Below are 17,639 nucleotides of genomic sequence, written 5' to 3'. Positions count from 1 at the left end.
AAGGTAGCGGCGACGCGACCTTACTTCGTCGCGTACTTCGCCCACACGCATTCCGGCCCCAGCGCTTCCACGAATTTCGCGTGGGCCTCGGCTTCGTCCGCGTGGATCCGTGCGGGCAGGGGCTCTGGCCTCGGGCGGGGCCGCCATTCGCTGCCGCCGCCAGAGCTGCCTGACGTCGCGGATGTGTCCAGCACCAGCCCGGGCTGACGGCCGCCGATCAGTTCAAGATAGACGTCGGCGAGGATTTCGGAGTCGAGAAGCGCGCCGTGCAGGGTACGGGCAGAGTTGTCGATGCCAAACCGGCGGCACAGGGCGTCCAACGAGGCGGGCGAGCCGGGGAATTTCTTCCGCGCGATGGCCAGCGTGTCCAGCGCCTGACTGTCGGGCAGGGTCCGGCGACCCATCCACCGCAGTTCGGCGTTGAGGAACTTCATGTCGAAGGTCGCGTTGTGGATCACCAGCGTCGCGTCGCCGACAAACTCGAGGAACGCGTCGCCGATCTCGGCAAACTTCGGTTTGTCGGACAGGAATTCCTCCGACAGCCCGTGAACCTGAAACGCCTCTTCCGGCATGTCGCGTTCCGGGTTGATATACTGGTGATAAGTGCGGCCGGTCGGCATGTGGTTCCACAGCTCGACGCCGCCGATTTCGACGATGCGGTCGCCGGATTCAGGCTCGAACCCGGTGGTTTCCGTATCCATCACGATTTCACGCATCGGCCCGCCTTCTGATATCTTCGAGGCAGGTTTGCACCTGAGCCCGCGCCTCTTCAAGGGTCAGCGTCTCGATCACATAATCCGCACGGGCCCGCTTTTCGGCGTCGGGCATCTGCTTGGCGCGGATCGCCTCGAATTGCGGCTCGGTCATTGTGCCGCGCGCCAGCACCCGTTCGCGCTGTATTTCCGCGGGAACAGAGACGACGACCGTCGTGTCGACGCCCGCCGCGCCGTTCTCGAACAGCAGAGGGATATCCAGCAGGACGACAGGCGCATCGGTTTCCCGCAGGAATCGTTCACGATCCTCGGCGACCAGTGGATGCACGACAGCTTCGATCCGTTTCAGCGCGCCGGGATCTTCGCCGATCCAGTCCTTCAGCGCGCCGCGATCCACCGCGCCGTCGGCAATTGCCTGCGGCCGCAGGGCGCGGATCGGGTCTACCGCCGCGCCGCCCGCCGCATACAGACGATGAACCGCAGCGTCGGCATCCCAGACCGGAACGCCTTCGTCCGCGAACATCTTCGCCGTGGTGGATTTCCCCATGCCGATCGAGCCGGTGAGGCCGATGATGAAGGGGCGGGTCACCCCAGAACGGCCTGCCGCAGTTCCTCGTCAACGACCGGACGCACGCCGAAGAACCGCTCGAACGCGGGCGCGGCCTGATGCAAGAGCATCCCCAACCCGTCGACCGTGGTGCAGCCCATCGCGGCGGCCTGTCTCAGAAAGCCGGTTTCAAGCGGCGTGTAGACAAGATCGTTGACCACGGCATTCGGCGACAGGCCATCCAGCGGCACCCGGAATTCGGGCTTGCCGACCATGCCAAGCGAGGTGGTGTTCACCACCGTCACGGCATCCTCAAGGATATTGCCGGCCTGCACCCATTCATACACGGTGATCTTGTTGCCCAGATCGCTGCGCAACGCATCCGCGCGCGAGCGAGAGCGGTTGGTCAGCCGGATCTCGGGCACGCCAGCCTCGATCAGCGAAGCAACGACCGCGCGCGCCGCGCCGCCGGCCCCGATCACGGCAGCCGGACCGCTGGACGGAACCCAATGCGGCGCGTTCTGGCGCAGGTTCTCGATGAAACCATAGCCGTCGGTGTTGTCGGCGTGAATCTTGCCGTCCTGCCGGAAGATCAGCGTATTCGCCGCACCGATCAGCGCCGCGCGGTCGGTCACCAGATCGGCAAGCGAAAGCATCAGCTCTTTATGCGGGATCGTCACGTTCACACCGACGAAACCAAGTCGCGGCAACAGGCGGATCGCCTCGGCCAGATCGGCATGGGCGATATCCATCGGCACATAGTGCCCCGCCAGCCCGTAACGGCGCAGCCAGTGTTCGTGCAACATCGGCGAGCGGCTGTGAGCGACCGGCGAGCCAATGACACCGGCCAGCGGAATTCTAGGAAGTTCGGTCATCCAGGCAGGGCCTCCCTGAGCGTCAGATACCCCAGCAGTTCCAGAAGGGGCAGTCCCAGAACGTTGAAATAATCGCCTTCGACGCGATTGAACAGCCGCGCGCCCTCTTCCTCGAGTTTGTATCCCCCCACGGAATGCTGGATGCTGTGCCAGTTTCGCGACACATAGTCATCAAGCCACGCGTCCGAACACTGTCGCATCTGCATGCGCACCGTCCCGATGTTGCGCCACTGGGGTTGTCCATCAAGGTAGATCACCGCGGCCGACAACAGCGCGTGGCGCTTGCCGTTCAGCTCGGCAAGCTGGGCGCGCACCTCGTCCTCGGACGCGGGCTTGGAAATCACCGTACCTTCGAAATCCAGCACCTGATCGCATCCGATCACCAGCGCGCCGGGGTGACGCGCACTGCCGCGACGGGCCTTGGCTTCGGCCAGCGCATCCGCGATCTCGCGCGGGGTCGCTCCTTCGGCCAACATGCCTTCGCGGATCATCTCCTCATCCACGCGGACGGGGTCGATGGTGAATGGAACACCGGCGTTGCGAAGCAGTTCGGCGCGGATCTCGGAGCCCGACGCAAGGACGATGGGATGGGTCATGAGGGCAAGTCTGTGGATGAAGCCTGTGTGGCTCAGGGGATGGCATCTGGGTAACAGGGCCATGACAGCCTGTCACGGGATGGATCGCGAGTCTTCCGACTTTCCTCAACCAATTATCCCGGCTGGAAAATTAACGATCCCGTGCTGTGAAAACCGTTGATCTGCGACATTTATACGCGCGGTTGTCCACAGAATTCCGTGGCGGAAGGATTCTCTCAAACATCTGATAAAAAATGATTTTTCTGATGATCCACAGTCGTTGAAAAGTGAACGACCGAAAGTTCTCCGCAGGGGATAAGACACCGGACAAATCGTTAATCCACATTGTCCACTGCCCCTACAAAACCATCAACTTTTCTTTCTTATATATTTATTTAAGAGAGAGGGGATCGCGGAGAGGGATGCACCCATGATCCAGGATTTCCTGTCGTCGTTCTATCCATGGACCAAAAGCCTGCATGTGATCTCGGTGATCGCATGGATGGCAGGGCTGTTCTATCTGCCAAGGCTGTACGTCTACCACGTTGAACAGGTCGAGCAGGGAAGCCAAACCGATGAGATGTTCCAGGTCATGGAACGTCGCTTGCTCAGAGCGATCATGAACCCGGCGATGATCGCAACGTGGGTCTTCGGCCTCATGCTCGTGTTCACTCCGGGTGTCGTCTACTGGGGCGACGTCTGGCCCTGGACCAAGGCGGCCTCGGTTCTTGCGATGACCTGGTTCCATCACTGGCTTGGATACAGGCGCAAGGATTTCATGAACGGGACGAACACCCGCGCCGGCCGGACATACCGGATGATGAACGAGGTTCCGACGCTTCTGATGATCGTCATCGTGTTCTCGGTCATCGTGCGCTTCTGACCGCGCACGAAAGGGCTTCAACCCAAGACAGATTGACTCGTGGCACGCGGACCCTTATCTGTCCGCCATCGCAGCCGTCCGGCTGTTCCGAGTTTCCCGACCCGAATATGACCGCGTGCCGCATCCGGCCGGTCCTATGGATGTATCCCGATGAATGTTGAACGACTGAACCTGTCCGATCTCAAGGCGAAAAGCCCCAAGGACCTGCTGTCCATGGCGGAAGAGCTGGAGATCGAGAACGCCTCGACCATGCGCAAGGGCGACATGATGTTCCAGATCCTCCGCGAACAGGCGGAAGAGGGCTGGGAAATCGGTGGCGACGGCGTGCTGGAGGTTCTGCAGGATGGCTTCGGTTTCCTGCGTTCGCCCGAAGCGAACTATCTTCCCGGTCCCGATGACATCTACGTCTCGCCCGACATGATCCGCCAGTATTCGCTGCGGACCGGCGATACCGTCAGCGGCGTGATCCGCGGCCCGTCCGAGAACGAGCGCTACTTCGCGCTTACGAACTGCGAGACGATCAACTTCGAAGACCCCGAGAAGGCGCGCCACAAGGTCGCCTTCGACAACCTCACCCCGCTGTATCCCGACGAGCGCCTGAAGATGGAGATCGAGGATCCCACCATCAAGGACCGCTCCGCGCGTATCATCGATCTGGTCGCGCCGATCGGGAAAGGCCAGCGTTCGCTGATCGTGGCGCCGCCGCGGACCGGTAAGACCGTTCTGCTGCAGAACATCGCCCACTCGATCGAGGCGAACCACCCCGAGTGCTACCTGATCGTCCTGCTGATCGACGAACGTCCCGAGGAAGTCACCGACATGCAGCGGTCCGTGAAGGGCGAGGTCATTTCCTCGACCTTCGACGAACCCGCGACCCGTCACGTCGCCGTGTCGGACATGGTGATCGAAAAGGCCAAGCGCCTGGTCGAGCACAAGCGCGACGTCGTCATCCTGCTGGACTCGATCACCCGTCTGGGCCGCGCGTTCAACACCGTCGTCCCGTCCTCGGGCAAGGTGCTGACCGGTGGTGTCGACGCGAACGCCCTGCAGCGCCCCAAGCGCTTCTTCGGCGCTGCGCGGAACATCGAAGAAGGCGGTTCGCTGACCATCATCGCTACCGCGCTGATCGACACCGGCTCGCGGATGGACGAGGTTATCTTCGAAGAATTCAAGGGTACGGGTAACTCTGAGATCGTGCTGGACCGCAAGGTCGCCGACAAACGCGTCTACCCGGCGATGGACATCCTCAAGTCCGGCACCCGGAAAGAGGATCTGCTGGTCGACAGCAAGGATCTGCAAAAGACCTATGTTCTGCGCCGTATCCTGAACCCGATGGGCACGACCGACGCCATCGAGTTCCTGTTGTCGAAGCTGAAGCAGACCAAGACCAACGGTGAGTTCTTCGACTCGATGAACACCTGACTTGTTGTTCTAAAACAATGAGTTGATCCGAATGGACACGATCTATGCCCTTGCCAGCGCCCGCGGAAAAGCGGGCGTTGCCGTTATACGGGTCTCGGGTCCGCGTGCGCATGACGCGGTCCGGGATTTGTGCGGCGGCGTGCCTGAGGCGCGGGTGTCTTCGGTGCGCCCTGTGCGCGATGGCGACGGCGCGCTGATCGACCAGGCGCTGGTGCTTGTGTTCGACGAAGGGCGCAGCTTCACCGGCGAGGCAGTCGCCGAGTTTCACCTGCATGGAAGCCCGGCCATCGTGGCCGCGGTTCAGCGGCGTCTGTCCGACATCGGACTGCGTCTGGCCGACCCCGGAGAGTTCACCCGGCGCGCGCTGGAGAACGAGCGACTGGACCTTGCCGAGGTCGAAGGGCTTGGGGATCTGATCGAAGCCGAGACAGAAGCGCAGCGCGTTCAGGCGATGCGCGTGTTCTCGGGCGCGCTGGGCGAGAAGGTCGAAAGCTGGCGGATCCGTCTGATCCGCGCCGCCGCGCTTTTGGAAGCCACCATCGACTTCGCAGACGAAGAGGTGCCCGAAGATGTGACGCCCGAAGTCGCCGGGCTTCTGTCCGGCGTCCGGGCCGAGCTGGCCGCCGAAGCTGCCGGCGCCGAAGTCGCAGAACGCGTGCGCGACGGGTTCGAGGTTGCCATCGTCGGTCCCGCGAACGCGGGCAAGTCGACGCTTCTGAACCGTCTTGCCGGGCGCGAAGCCGCGATCACCTCGGAGATCGCGGGAACCACGCGGGATGTGATCGAGGTTCGCATGGACCTGCGGGGGCTTCCGGTCACGGTCTTGGATACTGCCGGTTTGCGCGACAGCGACGATGTGGTCGAAACGCTGGGTATCGAACTGGCCCGCAAGCGCGCGGCCCATGCCGACCTGCGGGTTTTCCTTCTGGCATCGCGCGACGAAGCGCCGCTTCTTGACGTCGCAGCCGAAGACATCGTCCTGACCGGCAAGGCCGACCTTGGCGATGGCGACGTTTCCGGGAAGACCGGGCAGGGGGTCGATGCGCTGGTTGACCGAATCGCCGGGATACTGGAAAAGCGGGCCTCTGGCGTCGGGGTCGCGATCCGCGAACGGCACCGGGTTGCGTTGAAGGAAGCCATCGGGTTCATCGATCTTGCAGGGCAAGAGCTGCGCTATGGGATCGAGCGGTCCGAACTGGCGGCAGAGGCGTTGCGGCGCGGTATCGCGGCGTTGGATGCCCTTGTCGGACGTGTTGATGTTGAACATATACTCGACGAAATCTTCGCGAGTTTCTGTCTGGGAAAGTGAGGAGTGTTTCACGTGAAACATTCTGAGTTCGATGTGGCCGTGATCGGCGGCGGACATGCTGGTGTCGAGGCTGCATTGGCCTCGGCCCGGATGGGTGCGCGTACGGTCCTGATCTCGCTGACCCGCGACGGGATCGGCGTGATGTCCTGTAATCCGGCCATCGGCGGTCTCGGCAAGGGTCACCTTGTCAGAGAGATCGACGCGATGGACGGTGTGATGGGATGGGCTGCGGATCAGGCGGGCATCCAGTTCCGCTTGCTGAACCGCCGCAAGGGTCCTGCGGTGCAGGGCCCGCGTGCGCAGGCAGACCGCAAGCTGTACCGCGCCGCGATCCATACCGCAGTCGATGCAGCCCCGAACCTTGACCTCGTGTATGGCGAAGCGACCGATCTATTGATGGACGGCGGTCGCGTTTGCGGTGTTGTACTTGCCGATGGGTCCGAGCTTCGGACAGGTGCGGTTATCCTGACAACGGGCACATTCCTGCGCGGTGTCATCCACATCGGCGACGTCTCGCGTCCTGGTGGCCGGATGGGCGACAAGCCCTCGGTCAAGCTGGCGGAGCGTATCGATTCCTTCGGCCTGCCGCTGGGGCGGTTGAAAACGGGCACGCCGCCGCGCCTCGACGGCCGGACGATCAACTGGGACGGGCTTGAATCGCAACCGGGCGACGACGATCCGGTGATGTTCTCTTTCCTGTCGAAAGAGCTTGTCGCGCCGCAGGTATCCTGTGGCATCACCCACACCAATGCCCGCACGCACGACGTCATCCGCGCAAATCTCGACCGGTCCGCCATGTACGGTGGCCATATCGAGGGCGTGGGACCGCGCTATTGCCCGTCTATCGAAGACAAGGTCGTGCGCTTCGCGGACAAGGATTCGCACCAGATCTTCCTTGAACCCGAAGGCGTGGACGATCCGACCGTTTATCCGAACGGAATCTCGACCTCGCTACCGGTCGATGTTCAGGAAGACTACGTTCATTCGATCACCGGGCTCGAGCAGGTCATGATCCTGCAGCCGGGCTATGCCATCGAATACGACTACGTCGATCCCCGCGCGCTTCGGTCCTCGCTGGAATTGATGGACGTGCCGGGGCTATTCCTTGCCGGGCAGATCAACGGGACAACGGGCTATGAAGAGGCTGCCGCACAAGGGCTTGTCGCTGGTCTGAATGCCGCGCGGTCTGTGCGCCGCGAAGACCCGGTGATCTTCACGCGGGATCGCTCGTATATTGGAGTGATGATCGACGATCTGGTAACGCGTGGCGTGTCAGAGCCGTACCGCATGTTCACGTCGCGGGCCGAGTTCCGTCTTTCTCTGCGGGCGGACAACGCGGATCAGCGCCTGACGCCTTTGGGCGTAGAGGTCGGCTGTGTTGGCGAAACCCGCCGTGTGGCGTTCGAGGAAAAGCGCGACGCGTTGCAAGCGGGCAGGGCGGCGCTGGAAGCTCTTTCGCTTTCACCGCGCGAGGCGGCAGAGCATGGGATGCCGGTCGGTCAGGATGGCCGTCGCCGAAACGGGTTCGAACTGCTGGCCTTCCCCGATATCACCTTCGATCAGCTTGATGGGCTAAGCGAGGGGGTGTATGCGATTACCCCTGATATCCGCGAACAGATCGCTCGCGATGCGCTTTACGCCAACTACGTCGCTCGGCAGGCGCAGGACGTTCAGGCAATGCGCCGGGACGAGGAAACGCGGATTCCCGATGATTTCCGGTATGAAGGGCTGCAAGGCCTGTCCAACGAGCTTTCGGCAAAGCTTCAGCGCGTTCGACCGGAGACAATCGCGCAAGCTGGCCGCGTTGAGGGAATGACCCCGGCCGCCTTGACCTTGCTTCTTGCTAAGCTGCGGCAGGCAGATCGTAAGAAATCGGCATGAGCAGCGAGGAAGCGGCGCTTCTGGCGCATGTGGATGTTTCACGTGAAACATTGGATCGGCTGGGCGCTTATGCCGAGCTGATCCGCAAATGGAACCCGACGATCAATCTGGTGGCAAAATCCACGCTGGATGACGTGTGGGACCGCCATTTCCTAGATTCAGCCGCTGCGTTCACCGCTGCCAACCCCAAATCCGGCCGCTGGGTCGACATGGGCAGCGGCGGAGGCTTCCCCGGAGCCGTGGTCGCGATCCTTGCCGCTGAACTTGCGCCTGACCTTCAGGTTACCTGCATCGAGTCCGACGTCCGCAAGGCATCGTTTCTGCGCACGCTGGCAACGCAGTTGCAGATCCCGCTTGGCGTTCTGTCCCGCCGGATCGAGGACACGCCACCGCAGAACGCGGACTTTCTTTCGGCCCGCGCGCTGTCGCCGCTGAAGCTTCTTCTGGCCCATTGCGAACGCCACCTGTCGCCCGAAGGACGCGGCGTATTCCTGAAAGGGGAAAGCTGGCGGCAAGAGGTCGACGAAGCGCTTGAAACCTTCCGGTTCTCGGTCGACAACAGGCCGAGCCCCACCCATCCCGGATCTGCGATTCTCGTTGTCGGAGACATCTCGCGTGCTTGACGCCATTCGCCCGAAGACCCCCAAAATTATCGCCATCGCCAACCAAAAAGGCGGCGTTGGCAAGACCACCACAGCCATCAACCTTGGCGCCGCGCTGGTCGATGACGGATACAACGTCCTGCTGGTCGACCTTGATCCGCAGGGCAACGCCTCGACCGGACTGGGGATCGAACCCGACGAGCGGACGCATACGACCTACGATCTGCTGCTGGAAGATTCCGATCTTGAGGATGTGATCCTGAAGACCGACATAGATGGGCTTTGGATTGCGCCGGCGACCACCGATCTAAGTTCGGCGGATATCGAGATGGTCGCGAATGAAAAGCGTTCCTTCTTGCTGCACGATGCGCTGAGACAGCCCGCGATTGACCGCTATAACCTGGATTACATCCTGATCGACTGCCCGCCGTCGCTAAGCCTGCTGACCGTCAACGCGATGGTCGCGGCGCATTCGGTGCTTGTGCCGCTTCAGTCAGAGTTCTTCGCGTTGGAAGGCCTGTCTCAATTGATGCTGACGATCCGCGAAGTCCGAGGCTCGGCAAACCCGAACCTGCGGATCGAGGGCGTTGTGCTGACCATGTACGACGGGCGCAACAACCTGTCGCAGCAGGTCGAGAACGACGCGCGGTCGAACCTGGGCGAGTTGGTGTTCGACACCGTGGTGCCTCGGAACGTCCGCGTCAGCGAGGCGCCGTCCTTCGCAATTCCAGTTCTGGAGTACGATCCAAGCTCGAAAGGCAGCCAAGCCTATCGCGCGCTGGCACAAGAACTGGTATCCCGGCATCAGGCCGTCGCGAAATAAGGGGCAACGTCATGGCAGAGAAAAAACCGAGAGGTCTGGGACGCGGGCTGTCGGCGCTGATGGCGGACGTGCCCGCGACGACGGCCACGGCGGACGGAAACGCGAAGGCGCCTGCCGCCGAGCGGATGATCCCGATCGAACAGATCCGCCCCAACCCCGACCAGCCGCGTCGCAAGTTCACCGAGGAACAGCTGCACGAGCTGGCGAAGTCCATCGAGGAGCGCGGTGTGATCCAGCCGCTGATCCTGCGTGCCGTCGAGGATGGCATGTACGAGATCGTCGCCGGTGAACGCCGCTGGCGCGCCTCGCAGATCGCGCGGCTGCACGAGGTTCCGGCCATCGTGCGCCAGTACAACGACACCGAGGTGCTGGAAGTCGCGATTATCGAGAACATCCAGCGTGCCGATCTGGATCCCGTGGAAGAAGCCGCGGGCTATCGGCAGCTGATGGAGCGGTTCGGTCATACGCAGGAAAAGATCGCCGAGGCGCTGGGGAAAAGCCGCAGCCATATCGCGAACTCGATGCGCCTGCTGAACCTGCCGATCGAAGTGCAGGACATGCTGTCGGACGGTACGCTGTCCGCCGGTCACGCGCGGGCGCTGATCACCACCGAGAACCCGTTGGAACTGGCGCGGCAGGTCGTGTCGAAGGGGCTGTCTGTCCGCGAGACCGAGCGGCTGGTTAAGAAGGCTTCGGAGCCTCCCGCGCCGAAGCGGCAAAGCGCGCCGTCGGTGTCCGAGAAGGATGCCGACACACGGGCGCTGGAATCGGACCTGTCGGCAGCGATCGGGATGAAGACGCGGATCGACCACAAGCCGGGCGGCGAGGCCGGACGCGTGACCATCGAATATGCGACGCTTGAGGAACTGGACGAACTTTGTCAGGTGCTGTCGCGCGGACGCTGAGCGGGCAGGGGGCTCTGCCCCCAAGCCCTTCGGGCTTTCCCCCGGGATTTTTTTTGACCAAAGAAGCTAGAGTATTAGCTCTCGCAGGATTGCGTTGAGCAGGGGCCGGCCTTCGCGCGTGACGCGGAGTGTATCGCCGCTTGTCTCGATCAGACCAAGGTCGATGAGGTTCGACAGATCGGGCAGAGTGCCGCCGATTTCTGCGTACCGTACCAGATCTATACCTTCTGAAAGCCTTAACCCCATCATGAGGTATTCCGTGGCCTGTTCTTCAGGTGGGACGGGCGTGCGGGACTGTTCGCCACTGCCTTTCGTTTCCACCAGGTCCAGCCATTTGCCGGGGGCAAGCGGCGTGTCCGTCGCGATCCGCGTGCCGTCAAGGCTCAGCCGCCCATGCGCGCCGGGGCCAAGGCCGATCCAGTCGCCGGATTGCCAATAGATCTTGTTGTGCCGGGATTCGGCGCCGGGGCGGGCGTGGTTCGAGATCTCGTAGGCCGGAAGCCCGTGGGCTTCGGCGATCTCCTGCGTGGCGAAGTACATATCGGCGGCGCTGTCGTCGTCAGGCAGGCCGCGCAGCAATCCGCGCTGGTGCCGGGCGCCGAAGGCGGTGCCGTCCTCGATGGTCAGTTGGTACAGCGACAGGTGATCGAGCGCCATCGACAGCGCCTGGGTCAGTTCGGCGCGCCAGGCGCCGAGAGTCTGGTTCTGGCGGGCGTAGATCAGGTCGAAACTGACGCGGTCGAAGGTATTGCGGGCGATGTCGAAGGCGGCGCGGGCCTCGGCCACGGAATGCAGGCGGCCAAGCGCCTTCAGGTCCGCATCGTTCAGCGCCTGCACGCCCATCGACACACGGTTCACCCCGGCATCGCGGTAGCCCGCAAACCGGCCCGCTTCCACCGAACCGGGGTTGGCTTCCAGCGTAACCTCGAGATCGTTGGCGAGCGTCCAGTGCCGGCCCACCGCATCGAGGATCGCGTCGACCGTTTCCGGGTCCATCAGGCTGGGGGTGCCGCCACCGAAGAACACCGTCGACACCACGCGGTCGGGTGTTTCAGCGGCAGAGCGGGCAAGGTCGGTCAGGTAGGCGTCACGCCACCGGGCCTGATCAATGTGCTCGGCGACGTGAGAGTTGAAGTCGCAGTAGGGGCATTTCGACTGGCAGAAGGGCCAGTGAACGTACAGGCCGAAGCCGCCCGCCTGCCAGTTTTCAGGCAAAGCAGCCCGCGACCAGTTTCGCGAAAGCGTCGGCGCGGTGCGACATTCCGTGTTTCTTCTGCGGGTCCATCTCGCCGAAGGTTTCGGTCTCGCCATCGGGCAGGAAGATCGGATCGAACCCGAAGCCTTCGCTGCCGCGCATGGGCCAGACGACCTGACCGGCGACCTTGCCCTCGAAGATCTCGTCGTGGCCATCGGGCCATGCAAGGCAGAGGGTGCAGTTGAACGCGGCGGTGCGCGGCGTCTCGGCGTCGCGTTCTTCCAGCATGGTCCAGACCTTCGTCATCGCCATCGGAAAGTCGCGCCCGTTCGGGGTTTCGGCCCAATCGGCGGTGTAGACGCCGGGCTGGCCGCCCAGCGCGTCCACGGTGATCCCGCTGTCGTCGCTAAGCGCCGGAAGGCCGGTGCCCTTGGCGGCGAAATGCGCCTTGATGCGGGCGTTGCCGGCGAAGGTATCCTCGGTCTCGGCGGGTTCTTCGAGGCCGTAGTCGGCGGCAGAAGCCACCGACACGCCGAAGGGCTCCAACAGCGCCCGGATCTCGCGGATCTTGCCCGCGTTGTGCGAGGCGATCACCAGCTTGTCGCCGTCGAAGCGCCGCATCAGGACACCGCGGCCTTCTGCGCCGCGACCAGTTCACCGACGCCTTTCTGGGCGAGGCCAAGCAGTTCGTTCATCTCGTCCATCGAGAAGGTCGCGCCCTCGGCGGACATCTGAACCTCGACCAGACGGCCCGAGCCAGTGAGGACGAAGTTGCCGTCAACGCCTGCTTCGCTGTCCTCGGGATAGTCGAGATCCAGCACCGGTTGCCCTGCGTAGACACCGCATGACACCGCGGCGATGGGGTCGACCAGAGGATCGGTGATGATGTCCCCGGCCTTCATCAGCTTGTTGACCGCAAGCCGCAGCGCGATCCAGCCGCCGGTGATCGAGGCGCAGCGGGTGCCGCCGTCGGCCTGGATCACGTCGCAGTCGATGGTGATCTGGCGCTCGCCCAGCGCCACGCGGTCGACGCCGGCGCGCAGGGCACGGCCGATCAGGCGCTGGATTTCCTGGGTGCGGCCCGACTGGCCGTTCTTCGCCTCGCGGCGCATCCGGGTGTTGGTGGCGCGGGGCAGCATGCCGTATTCGGCGGTGACCCAGCCCAGCCCGGTGTTCTTCAGGAACGGGGGCACGCGCTCTTCCAGCGAGGCGGTGCACAGAACGTGGGTCTCGCCGCACTTGATCAGGCAGGAGCCTTCGGCGTGGCGGGTGAAATCGGTTTCGATGGAGATCTCGCGCATCTGATCGAGCGCGCGGCCAGAGGGTCGCATTCGGGGTCCTTCCTATCCGGTTGCCGGATGCTTACCTGCGCCCCAAGGCGGGACGCAAGCATGATTGACGCTGGCGGCCTATGCCTTTTAATACCGAGGGCTTTCGCAGATGACCGAGATGACGGACACATCGAAAATCCTGACAGAGTTGAACGACCGGAGCCGCGAGGTTTTCCGGCGGGTTGTCGAAGGCTACCTTGAAAGCGGCGAGCCGGTAGGGTCGCGCACCCTGACCCGGACAATGTCCGAAAAGGTGTCGGCGGCGACGATCCGCAACGTTATGCAGGATCTCGAATATCTTGGGCTGCTGGACAGCCCGCATGTGTCGGCGGGGCGCATTCCGACGCAGCAGGGGCTGCGGATGTTCGTGGACGGTCTTCTGGAGGTCACCGAACTGGACGCGGGGGACCGCGAGAAGATCGACGCAACGCTGGGCAACAACCGCCGCGACGTGGGGTCGATGCTGGATCGCGTGGGCTCTGCGCTTTCGGGGCTCACGGCGGGGGCGAGCCTTGTGCTGGCGCCGAAGCACGAGGCGCCGATCAAGCATGTCGAGTTCGTGTCGCTGTCGCCGGACCGGGCGCTGGTGGTGTTGGTCTTCGCCGACGGTCACGTGGAAAACCGCGTGTTCAATCCGCCGATGGGGCAGACACCGTCCTCGCTTCGGGAGGCGGCGAATTTCCTGAACGCCATCGCCGAGGGGCGCACGGTGTCGGAACTGCGCGAGCGGTTCGAGGCCGAGGTGAAGAAGCGGCGGCAAGAGCTGAACGACCTTGCGCGCGAATTCGTCGAGACCGGCGCCGCGATCTGGGAAAACGAAGGCGACCGCTATGAGCGGCTGATCGTGCGGGGCCGGGCGAATCTGCTGGGGCTGGAGAGCGAGGCCGAAGACCTGGAGCGGATCCGGAACCTGTTCGACGATCTGGAACGCAAGCGCGATATCGCCGAGTTCCTGGAACTGACCGACGAAGGCGAGGGTGTGCGCATTTTTATCGGTTCGGAGAACAAGCTTTTCTCACTTTCGGGTTCCTCTTTGGTGGTCTCTCCTTATATGAACGCTGACCGAAAGATCATCGGCGCCGTGGGTGTCATCGGGCCGACGCGACTGAACTATGGACGTATCGTGCCGATCGTGGACTACACGGCGCAACTTGTCGGACGACTGATCTCCGACCGAGGCTGAGAGGATTGAGATGGCAGAGCAGAAGCGTGACGAAATGCCGGATATCGACCTGAGCACGCTGGAAGAGCTGGCGGCGGAAGAGCCTACGGAAGCCGAACTGGCGGCGGCCGACGAGGTGGAACAGCTTCGCGCCGAACGCGACGACATGCGCGACCGTTTCATGCGGGCGCTGGCGGACGCCGAGAACATGCGCAAGCGTGCGGACCGCGACCGGCGCGAGGCCGAGAACTATGGCGGGTCGAAGCTGGCCCGCGACATGCTGCCCGTCTACGACAACCTTGCGCGTGCGCTGGAAGCGGCGGACGAGGAAGTGCGCGAGGGCAAGAAGGCGCTGATCGAGGGCATCGAGCTGACGATGCGCGAGCTGCTTAACGTGTTCAAGAAGCACGGCATCGAGATCGTGGAACCGCAGGTGGGCGACAAGTTCGACCCGCAGCATCACCAGGCGATGTTCGAGGCCCCGGTGCCGGGTACCAAGCAGGGCGAGATCATCCAGGTCAGCCAGGTTGGGTTCATGATCCACGACCGTCTGCTGCGCCCTGCGCAGGTGGGCGTGTCCTCGACCCCGGCGTCGTAAGGGGGCTCTGCCCCCCGGCCTGCGGCCTCCCCCCGGGATATTTGTAGTCCGAAGAAGGGCTTAGGGTTTACCCAGGGCCTTCAGGTCGTAAAGAAGATCCAGCGCCTCGCGGGGCGTGAGCTCGTCGGGATGAATTCCGGCGAGCTTTTCTTCGACCGGCGAAGGGCCTTGTGGCTTCGGAGCCGGCGGCGGCGGCGCTGCAGAGAACAGCGGCAGATCGTCGAGCAGCATCTTCGATCCGGACTTTCCCTCGCGCGCGCCTTCCTCGAGTTGCGACAGCACATCGCGCGCGCGGTCGACGACGCTGGCGGGAAGGCCGGCAAGGCGGGCGACCTGTACGCCATAGCTGCGGTCGGCGGCGCCGCGACGGACTTCGTGCAGGAAGATCACCTCGCCGTCCCATTCCTTGACCGCGACCGTCGCGTTCTCGACGCCGGACAGGCGGTCGGCGAGTTGCGTGAGTTCGTGGTAGTGGGTCGCGAACAGGGCGCGGCAGCGGTTCACATCGTGCAGGTGTTCCAGCGTGGCCCACGCGATGGACAGGCCGTCATACGTGGCGGTGCCGCGCCCGATCTCGTCGAGGATCACAAGCGCGCGGTCGTCGGCCTGGTTCAGGATGGCGGCGGTCTCGACCATCTCGACCATGAAGGTGGACCGGCCCCGGGCAAGATCGTCCGACGCGCCGACGCGGCTGAACAGTTGCGACACAAGGCCGATGTGGGCCGACCGTGCGGGGACATAGCTGCCCATCTGCGCCAGCAGGGCGATCAGCGCGTTCTGGCGCAGGAAGGTCGACTTACCGGCCATGTTGGGGCCGGTCAGCAACCAGACCGCGCTTTGATCCTCGCCGCCGGACAGGTCGCAGTCGTTGGCGATGAAGGGCGCGCCGCCCTGCGCGCGCAGGGCGCGTTCCACGACCGGGTGGCGGCCGCCCTCGATGGCGAAGGCGCGGCTGTCGTCGACGGTGGGGCGGCACCAGTCCTCGGCCCTTGCAAGGTCGGCGAGCGCGGCGGCAAGGTCTATTTCAGAGACGGCACGCGCAAGGGTGCCAAGGTGGGCGGAGACGTCGAGAATGCGGGACCGAAGCCCTTCGTAGAGACGTTTTTCGATCTCTCCGGCGCGGCCCGATGCGTTCAGGATCTTGGTTTCCATCTCGCTGAGCTCGACCGTCGTGAAACGCACGGCGTTGGCGGTGGTCTGGCGGTGGATGAACCGTTCCGACAGCGGCGGGTTCAGCATCTTTTCGGCGTGGGTCGCGGTGCATTCGATGAAGTAGCCCAGCACGTTGTTGTGCTTAACCTTCAGCGACGAGATGCCGGTGTCTTTCGCGTATTCCGCCTGCATCGCGGCGATGACGCCGCGCCCTTCGTCGCGCAGGGTGCGGGCCTCGTCGAGGTCCTCGTCATAGCCTTCCGCGATGAAGCCGCCGTCGCGGACCAGAAGCGGGGGTTCGGCGACCAGCGCCTGATCCAGCAGGTCGAGCAGTTCGTCATGACCCAGCAGGTCGCCGGACGCGTCGGTCAGAAGGGTCGGCAGGTCGTGACCCGCCAGTTTTTCGGCCACCGCGATGGCCTGTGTCAGCGCATTGCGGATCGCGGCCAGATCGCGTGGTCCGGCGCGGTCGAGGGCAAGACGCGACAGCGCACGGTCGAGGTCCGGGAACTTGCGCAGGTCGTCGCGCAGGGCGTCGGCAAGCCGGGTGTTGTCGGCAAGCGCGGCGACCGCCTGATGGCGGGCGCGGATCGTGTCGAGCACACGGGACGGGCTGGACAGGCGCCGTTCCAGAAGTCGCGCGCCGCCCGAGGTCACGGTGCGGTCGATGGCGCTGAGCAGCGAGCCGTCGCGTCCGCCCGACAGGGAATGCGTCAGTTCAAGGTTGCGGCGCGTGGCGGCGTCGATCTGCACGGACTGGCTGGCGGCCTCGCGGACCGGCGGGCGCAGCAGCGGCAGGTTTCCTTTCTGCGTGATGTCGAGATAGTCGACGATGGCGCCCATCGCGGCGGTCTCGGCGCGGGTGAAGCTGCCATACGCGTCAAGCGAGCCGACGCCGAACAACGACAGCAAGCGCTTCTCGCCCCCGGTGCTGTCGAAACTGGCGCGCGACAGCGGGGTCGAGACGCCGCCGAGGTCCGCGACGAGGCCGGCGAGTTCCAGTTCGGTGGACTCTGACATCACCACCTCGCGCGGAGAGATGCGGGCGAGTTCTGGCGACAGGCGCGCGCGCGAACACGGCATGACGCGGAAGGCGCCGGTCGAGATGTCGACCCACGCCAGCGCGCCTTCGTCGCGAACCTCGGCAAAGGCCGCAAGGAAGTTGTGGCGGCGGGCTTCCAGCAGCGACTCTTCGGTCAGGGTGCCGGGGGTGACAAGGCGCACCACATCGCGCTTTACCACTGATTTAGAGCCGCGTTTCTTCGCCTCGGCCGGGTCTTCCAGCTGTTCGCAGACGGCCACCCGAAAGCCCTTTCGGATCAGCGTCAGCAGATAGCCTTCGGCCGCGTGGACCGGCACGCCGCACATGGGAATGTCGTCGCCCTGATGCTTGCCGCGCTTGGTCAGCGCGATGTCCAGCGCCGAGGCCGCGTTCGCGGCGTCCTCGAAGAACATCTCGTAAAAGTCACCCATCCGGTAGAACAGCAGCGCATCCGGATACTGGCCCTTGATGTCGAGATACTGCGCCATCATCGGCGTCATCGCGGCTGGTGCTGCGGTCACGTCTGTCCCCCGGGTCGAGCTTTGGCGGACCTTACAAACAGGCCCCGGCAGCCGCAATTCGATCTTCTGTTGAGTGGCGCGGTGTAGGGCGCTAACACGAAGG

17 protein-coding genes are annotated in these 17,639 nt (G+C 63.8%); 9 read left to right on the top strand and 8 right to left on the bottom strand.

The annotated features are described in order from the left end of the window. Positions 1 to 20: 20 nt before the first annotated feature. From dnaQ to ACP156_RS09220, 4 genes are read right to left on the bottom strand one after another with little or no spacing between them, the layout of a single operon-like run. Positions 21 to 716: a DNA polymerase III subunit epsilon gene (dnaQ, locus tag ACP156_RS09235; RefSeq protein WP_425051023.1), complete on the bottom strand. Its 696-nt coding sequence runs from the start codon at positions 714 to 716 to the stop codon at positions 21 to 23. Beyond that, positions 709 to 1,302 (bottom strand): dephospho-CoA kinase, encoded by a 594-nt coding sequence (gene coaE / locus ACP156_RS09230; protein ID WP_425051022.1) that lies wholly within the window; start codon positions 1,300 to 1,302, stop codon positions 709 to 711. The genes dnaQ and coaE overlap by 8 nt, the downstream gene beginning before the upstream one ends. Next, positions 1,299 to 2,135, bottom strand: a complete 837-nt coding sequence (locus tag ACP156_RS09225; RefSeq protein WP_425051021.1) for a shikimate dehydrogenase — start codon at positions 2,133 to 2,135, stop codon at positions 1,299 to 1,301. Before ACP156_RS09225 ends, coaE begins: the two co-directional genes overlap by 4 nt. Beyond that, complete coding sequence (locus ACP156_RS09220) at positions 2,132 to 2,731, bottom strand: Maf family protein (protein WP_425051020.1); 600 nt, start codon at positions 2,729 to 2,731, stop codon at positions 2,132 to 2,134. Before ACP156_RS09220 ends, ACP156_RS09225 begins: the two co-directional genes overlap by 4 nt. A gap of 409 nt (positions 2,732 to 3,140) precedes the next feature. On the opposite strand from ACP156_RS09220, the gene hemJ reads away from it, so the two are divergent. The 7 genes from hemJ to ACP156_RS09185 all read left to right on the top strand — a co-directional run bounded on the left by hemJ (position 3,141) and on the right by ACP156_RS09185 (position 10,535). After that, positions 3,141 to 3,593, top strand: a complete 453-nt coding sequence (gene hemJ, locus ACP156_RS09215; protein WP_425051019.1) for a protoporphyrinogen oxidase HemJ — start codon at positions 3,141 to 3,143, stop codon at positions 3,591 to 3,593. Between the two features lie 150 nt (positions 3,594 to 3,743). After that, the gene (gene rho / locus ACP156_RS09210; RefSeq protein WP_425051018.1) at positions 3,744 to 5,015 is read left to right on the top strand and encodes a transcription termination factor Rho; all 1,272 of its coding nucleotides are present in this window, start codon (positions 3,744 to 3,746) and stop codon (positions 5,013 to 5,015) included. Between the two features lie 31 nt (positions 5,016 to 5,046). Then, on the top strand, positions 5,047 to 6,324 hold the full coding sequence (mnmE, locus tag ACP156_RS09205; RefSeq protein ID WP_425051017.1) for a tRNA uridine-5-carboxymethylaminomethyl(34) synthesis GTPase MnmE: 1,278 nt from the start codon (positions 5,047 to 5,049) through the stop codon (positions 6,322 to 6,324). Positions 6,325 to 6,327: 3 nt separating this feature from the next. Beyond that, entirely contained in the window at positions 6,328 to 8,205 is a 1,878-nt protein-coding gene (mnmG, locus tag ACP156_RS09200) for a tRNA uridine-5-carboxymethylaminomethyl(34) synthesis enzyme MnmG (protein ID WP_425051016.1), read from the top strand. Beyond that, entirely contained in the window at positions 8,202 to 8,828 is a 627-nt protein-coding gene (gene rsmG, locus ACP156_RS09195) for a 16S rRNA (guanine(527)-N(7))-methyltransferase RsmG (RefSeq protein WP_425051015.1), read from the top strand. The genes mnmG and rsmG overlap by 4 nt, the downstream gene beginning before the upstream one ends. Next, positions 8,821 to 9,630 carry a ParA family protein gene (locus tag ACP156_RS09190; RefSeq protein WP_425051014.1) on the top strand — a complete coding sequence of 270 codons (810 nt, stop codon included), beginning with the start codon at positions 8,821 to 8,823 and terminating at the stop codon, positions 9,628 to 9,630. The genes rsmG and ACP156_RS09190 overlap by 8 nt, the downstream gene beginning before the upstream one ends. A gap of 11 nt (positions 9,631 to 9,641) precedes the next feature. Further along, positions 9,642 to 10,535: a ParB/RepB/Spo0J family partition protein gene (locus ACP156_RS09185; protein WP_425051013.1), complete on the top strand. Its 894-nt coding sequence runs from the start codon at positions 9,642 to 9,644 to the stop codon at positions 10,533 to 10,535. Between the two features lie 66 nt (positions 10,536 to 10,601). Here ACP156_RS09185 and hemW read toward each other — a convergent pair whose 3' ends face one another. From hemW to rph, 3 genes are read right to left on the bottom strand one after another with little or no spacing between them, the layout of a single operon-like run. Continuing rightward, a complete protein-coding gene (gene hemW / locus ACP156_RS09180) occupies positions 10,602 to 11,750 on the bottom strand; it encodes a radical SAM family heme chaperone HemW (RefSeq protein ID WP_425051012.1) in 1,149 nt (382 codons plus the stop codon). Beyond that, complete coding sequence (gene rdgB / locus ACP156_RS09175; protein ID WP_425051011.1) at positions 11,743 to 12,351, bottom strand: RdgB/HAM1 family non-canonical purine NTP pyrophosphatase; 609 nt, start codon at positions 12,349 to 12,351, stop codon at positions 11,743 to 11,745. The genes hemW and rdgB overlap by 8 nt, the downstream gene beginning before the upstream one ends. Beyond that, entirely contained in the window at positions 12,351 to 13,061 is a 711-nt protein-coding gene (gene rph / locus ACP156_RS09170; RefSeq protein WP_425051010.1) for a ribonuclease PH, read from the bottom strand. The genes rdgB and rph overlap by 1 nt, the downstream gene beginning before the upstream one ends. A 118-nt stretch (positions 13,062 to 13,179) precedes the next feature. Here rph and hrcA point away from each other — a divergent pair, with 118 nt between their 5' ends. Both hrcA and ACP156_RS09160 read left to right on the top strand, forming a co-directional pair. Further along, positions 13,180 to 14,244: a heat-inducible transcriptional repressor HrcA gene (gene hrcA / locus ACP156_RS09165; protein ID WP_425051892.1), complete on the top strand. Its 1,065-nt coding sequence runs from the start codon at positions 13,180 to 13,182 to the stop codon at positions 14,242 to 14,244. 10 nt (positions 14,245 to 14,254) lie between these two features. Then, positions 14,255 to 14,821: a nucleotide exchange factor GrpE gene (locus tag ACP156_RS09160; RefSeq protein ID WP_425051009.1), complete on the top strand. Its 567-nt coding sequence runs from the start codon at positions 14,255 to 14,257 to the stop codon at positions 14,819 to 14,821. A gap of 60 nt (positions 14,822 to 14,881) precedes the next feature. Here the strand turns inward: ACP156_RS09160 and mutS are convergent, their stop codons facing one another. After that, a complete protein-coding gene (gene mutS / locus ACP156_RS09155; protein WP_425051891.1) occupies positions 14,882 to 17,506 on the bottom strand; it encodes a DNA mismatch repair protein MutS in 2,625 nt (874 codons plus the stop codon). Positions 17,507 to 17,639: the final 133 nt, after the last annotated feature.

Origin of the sequence: Psychromarinibacter sp. S121, assembly GCF_049801035.1 — a bacterium.
Lineage (GTDB): Bacteria > Pseudomonadota > Alphaproteobacteria > Rhodobacterales > Rhodobacteraceae > Psychromarinibacter.
The sequence above is the reverse complement of the archived record's forward strand: the minus strand, read 5'-3'. Positions and strand labels throughout refer to the sequence as shown.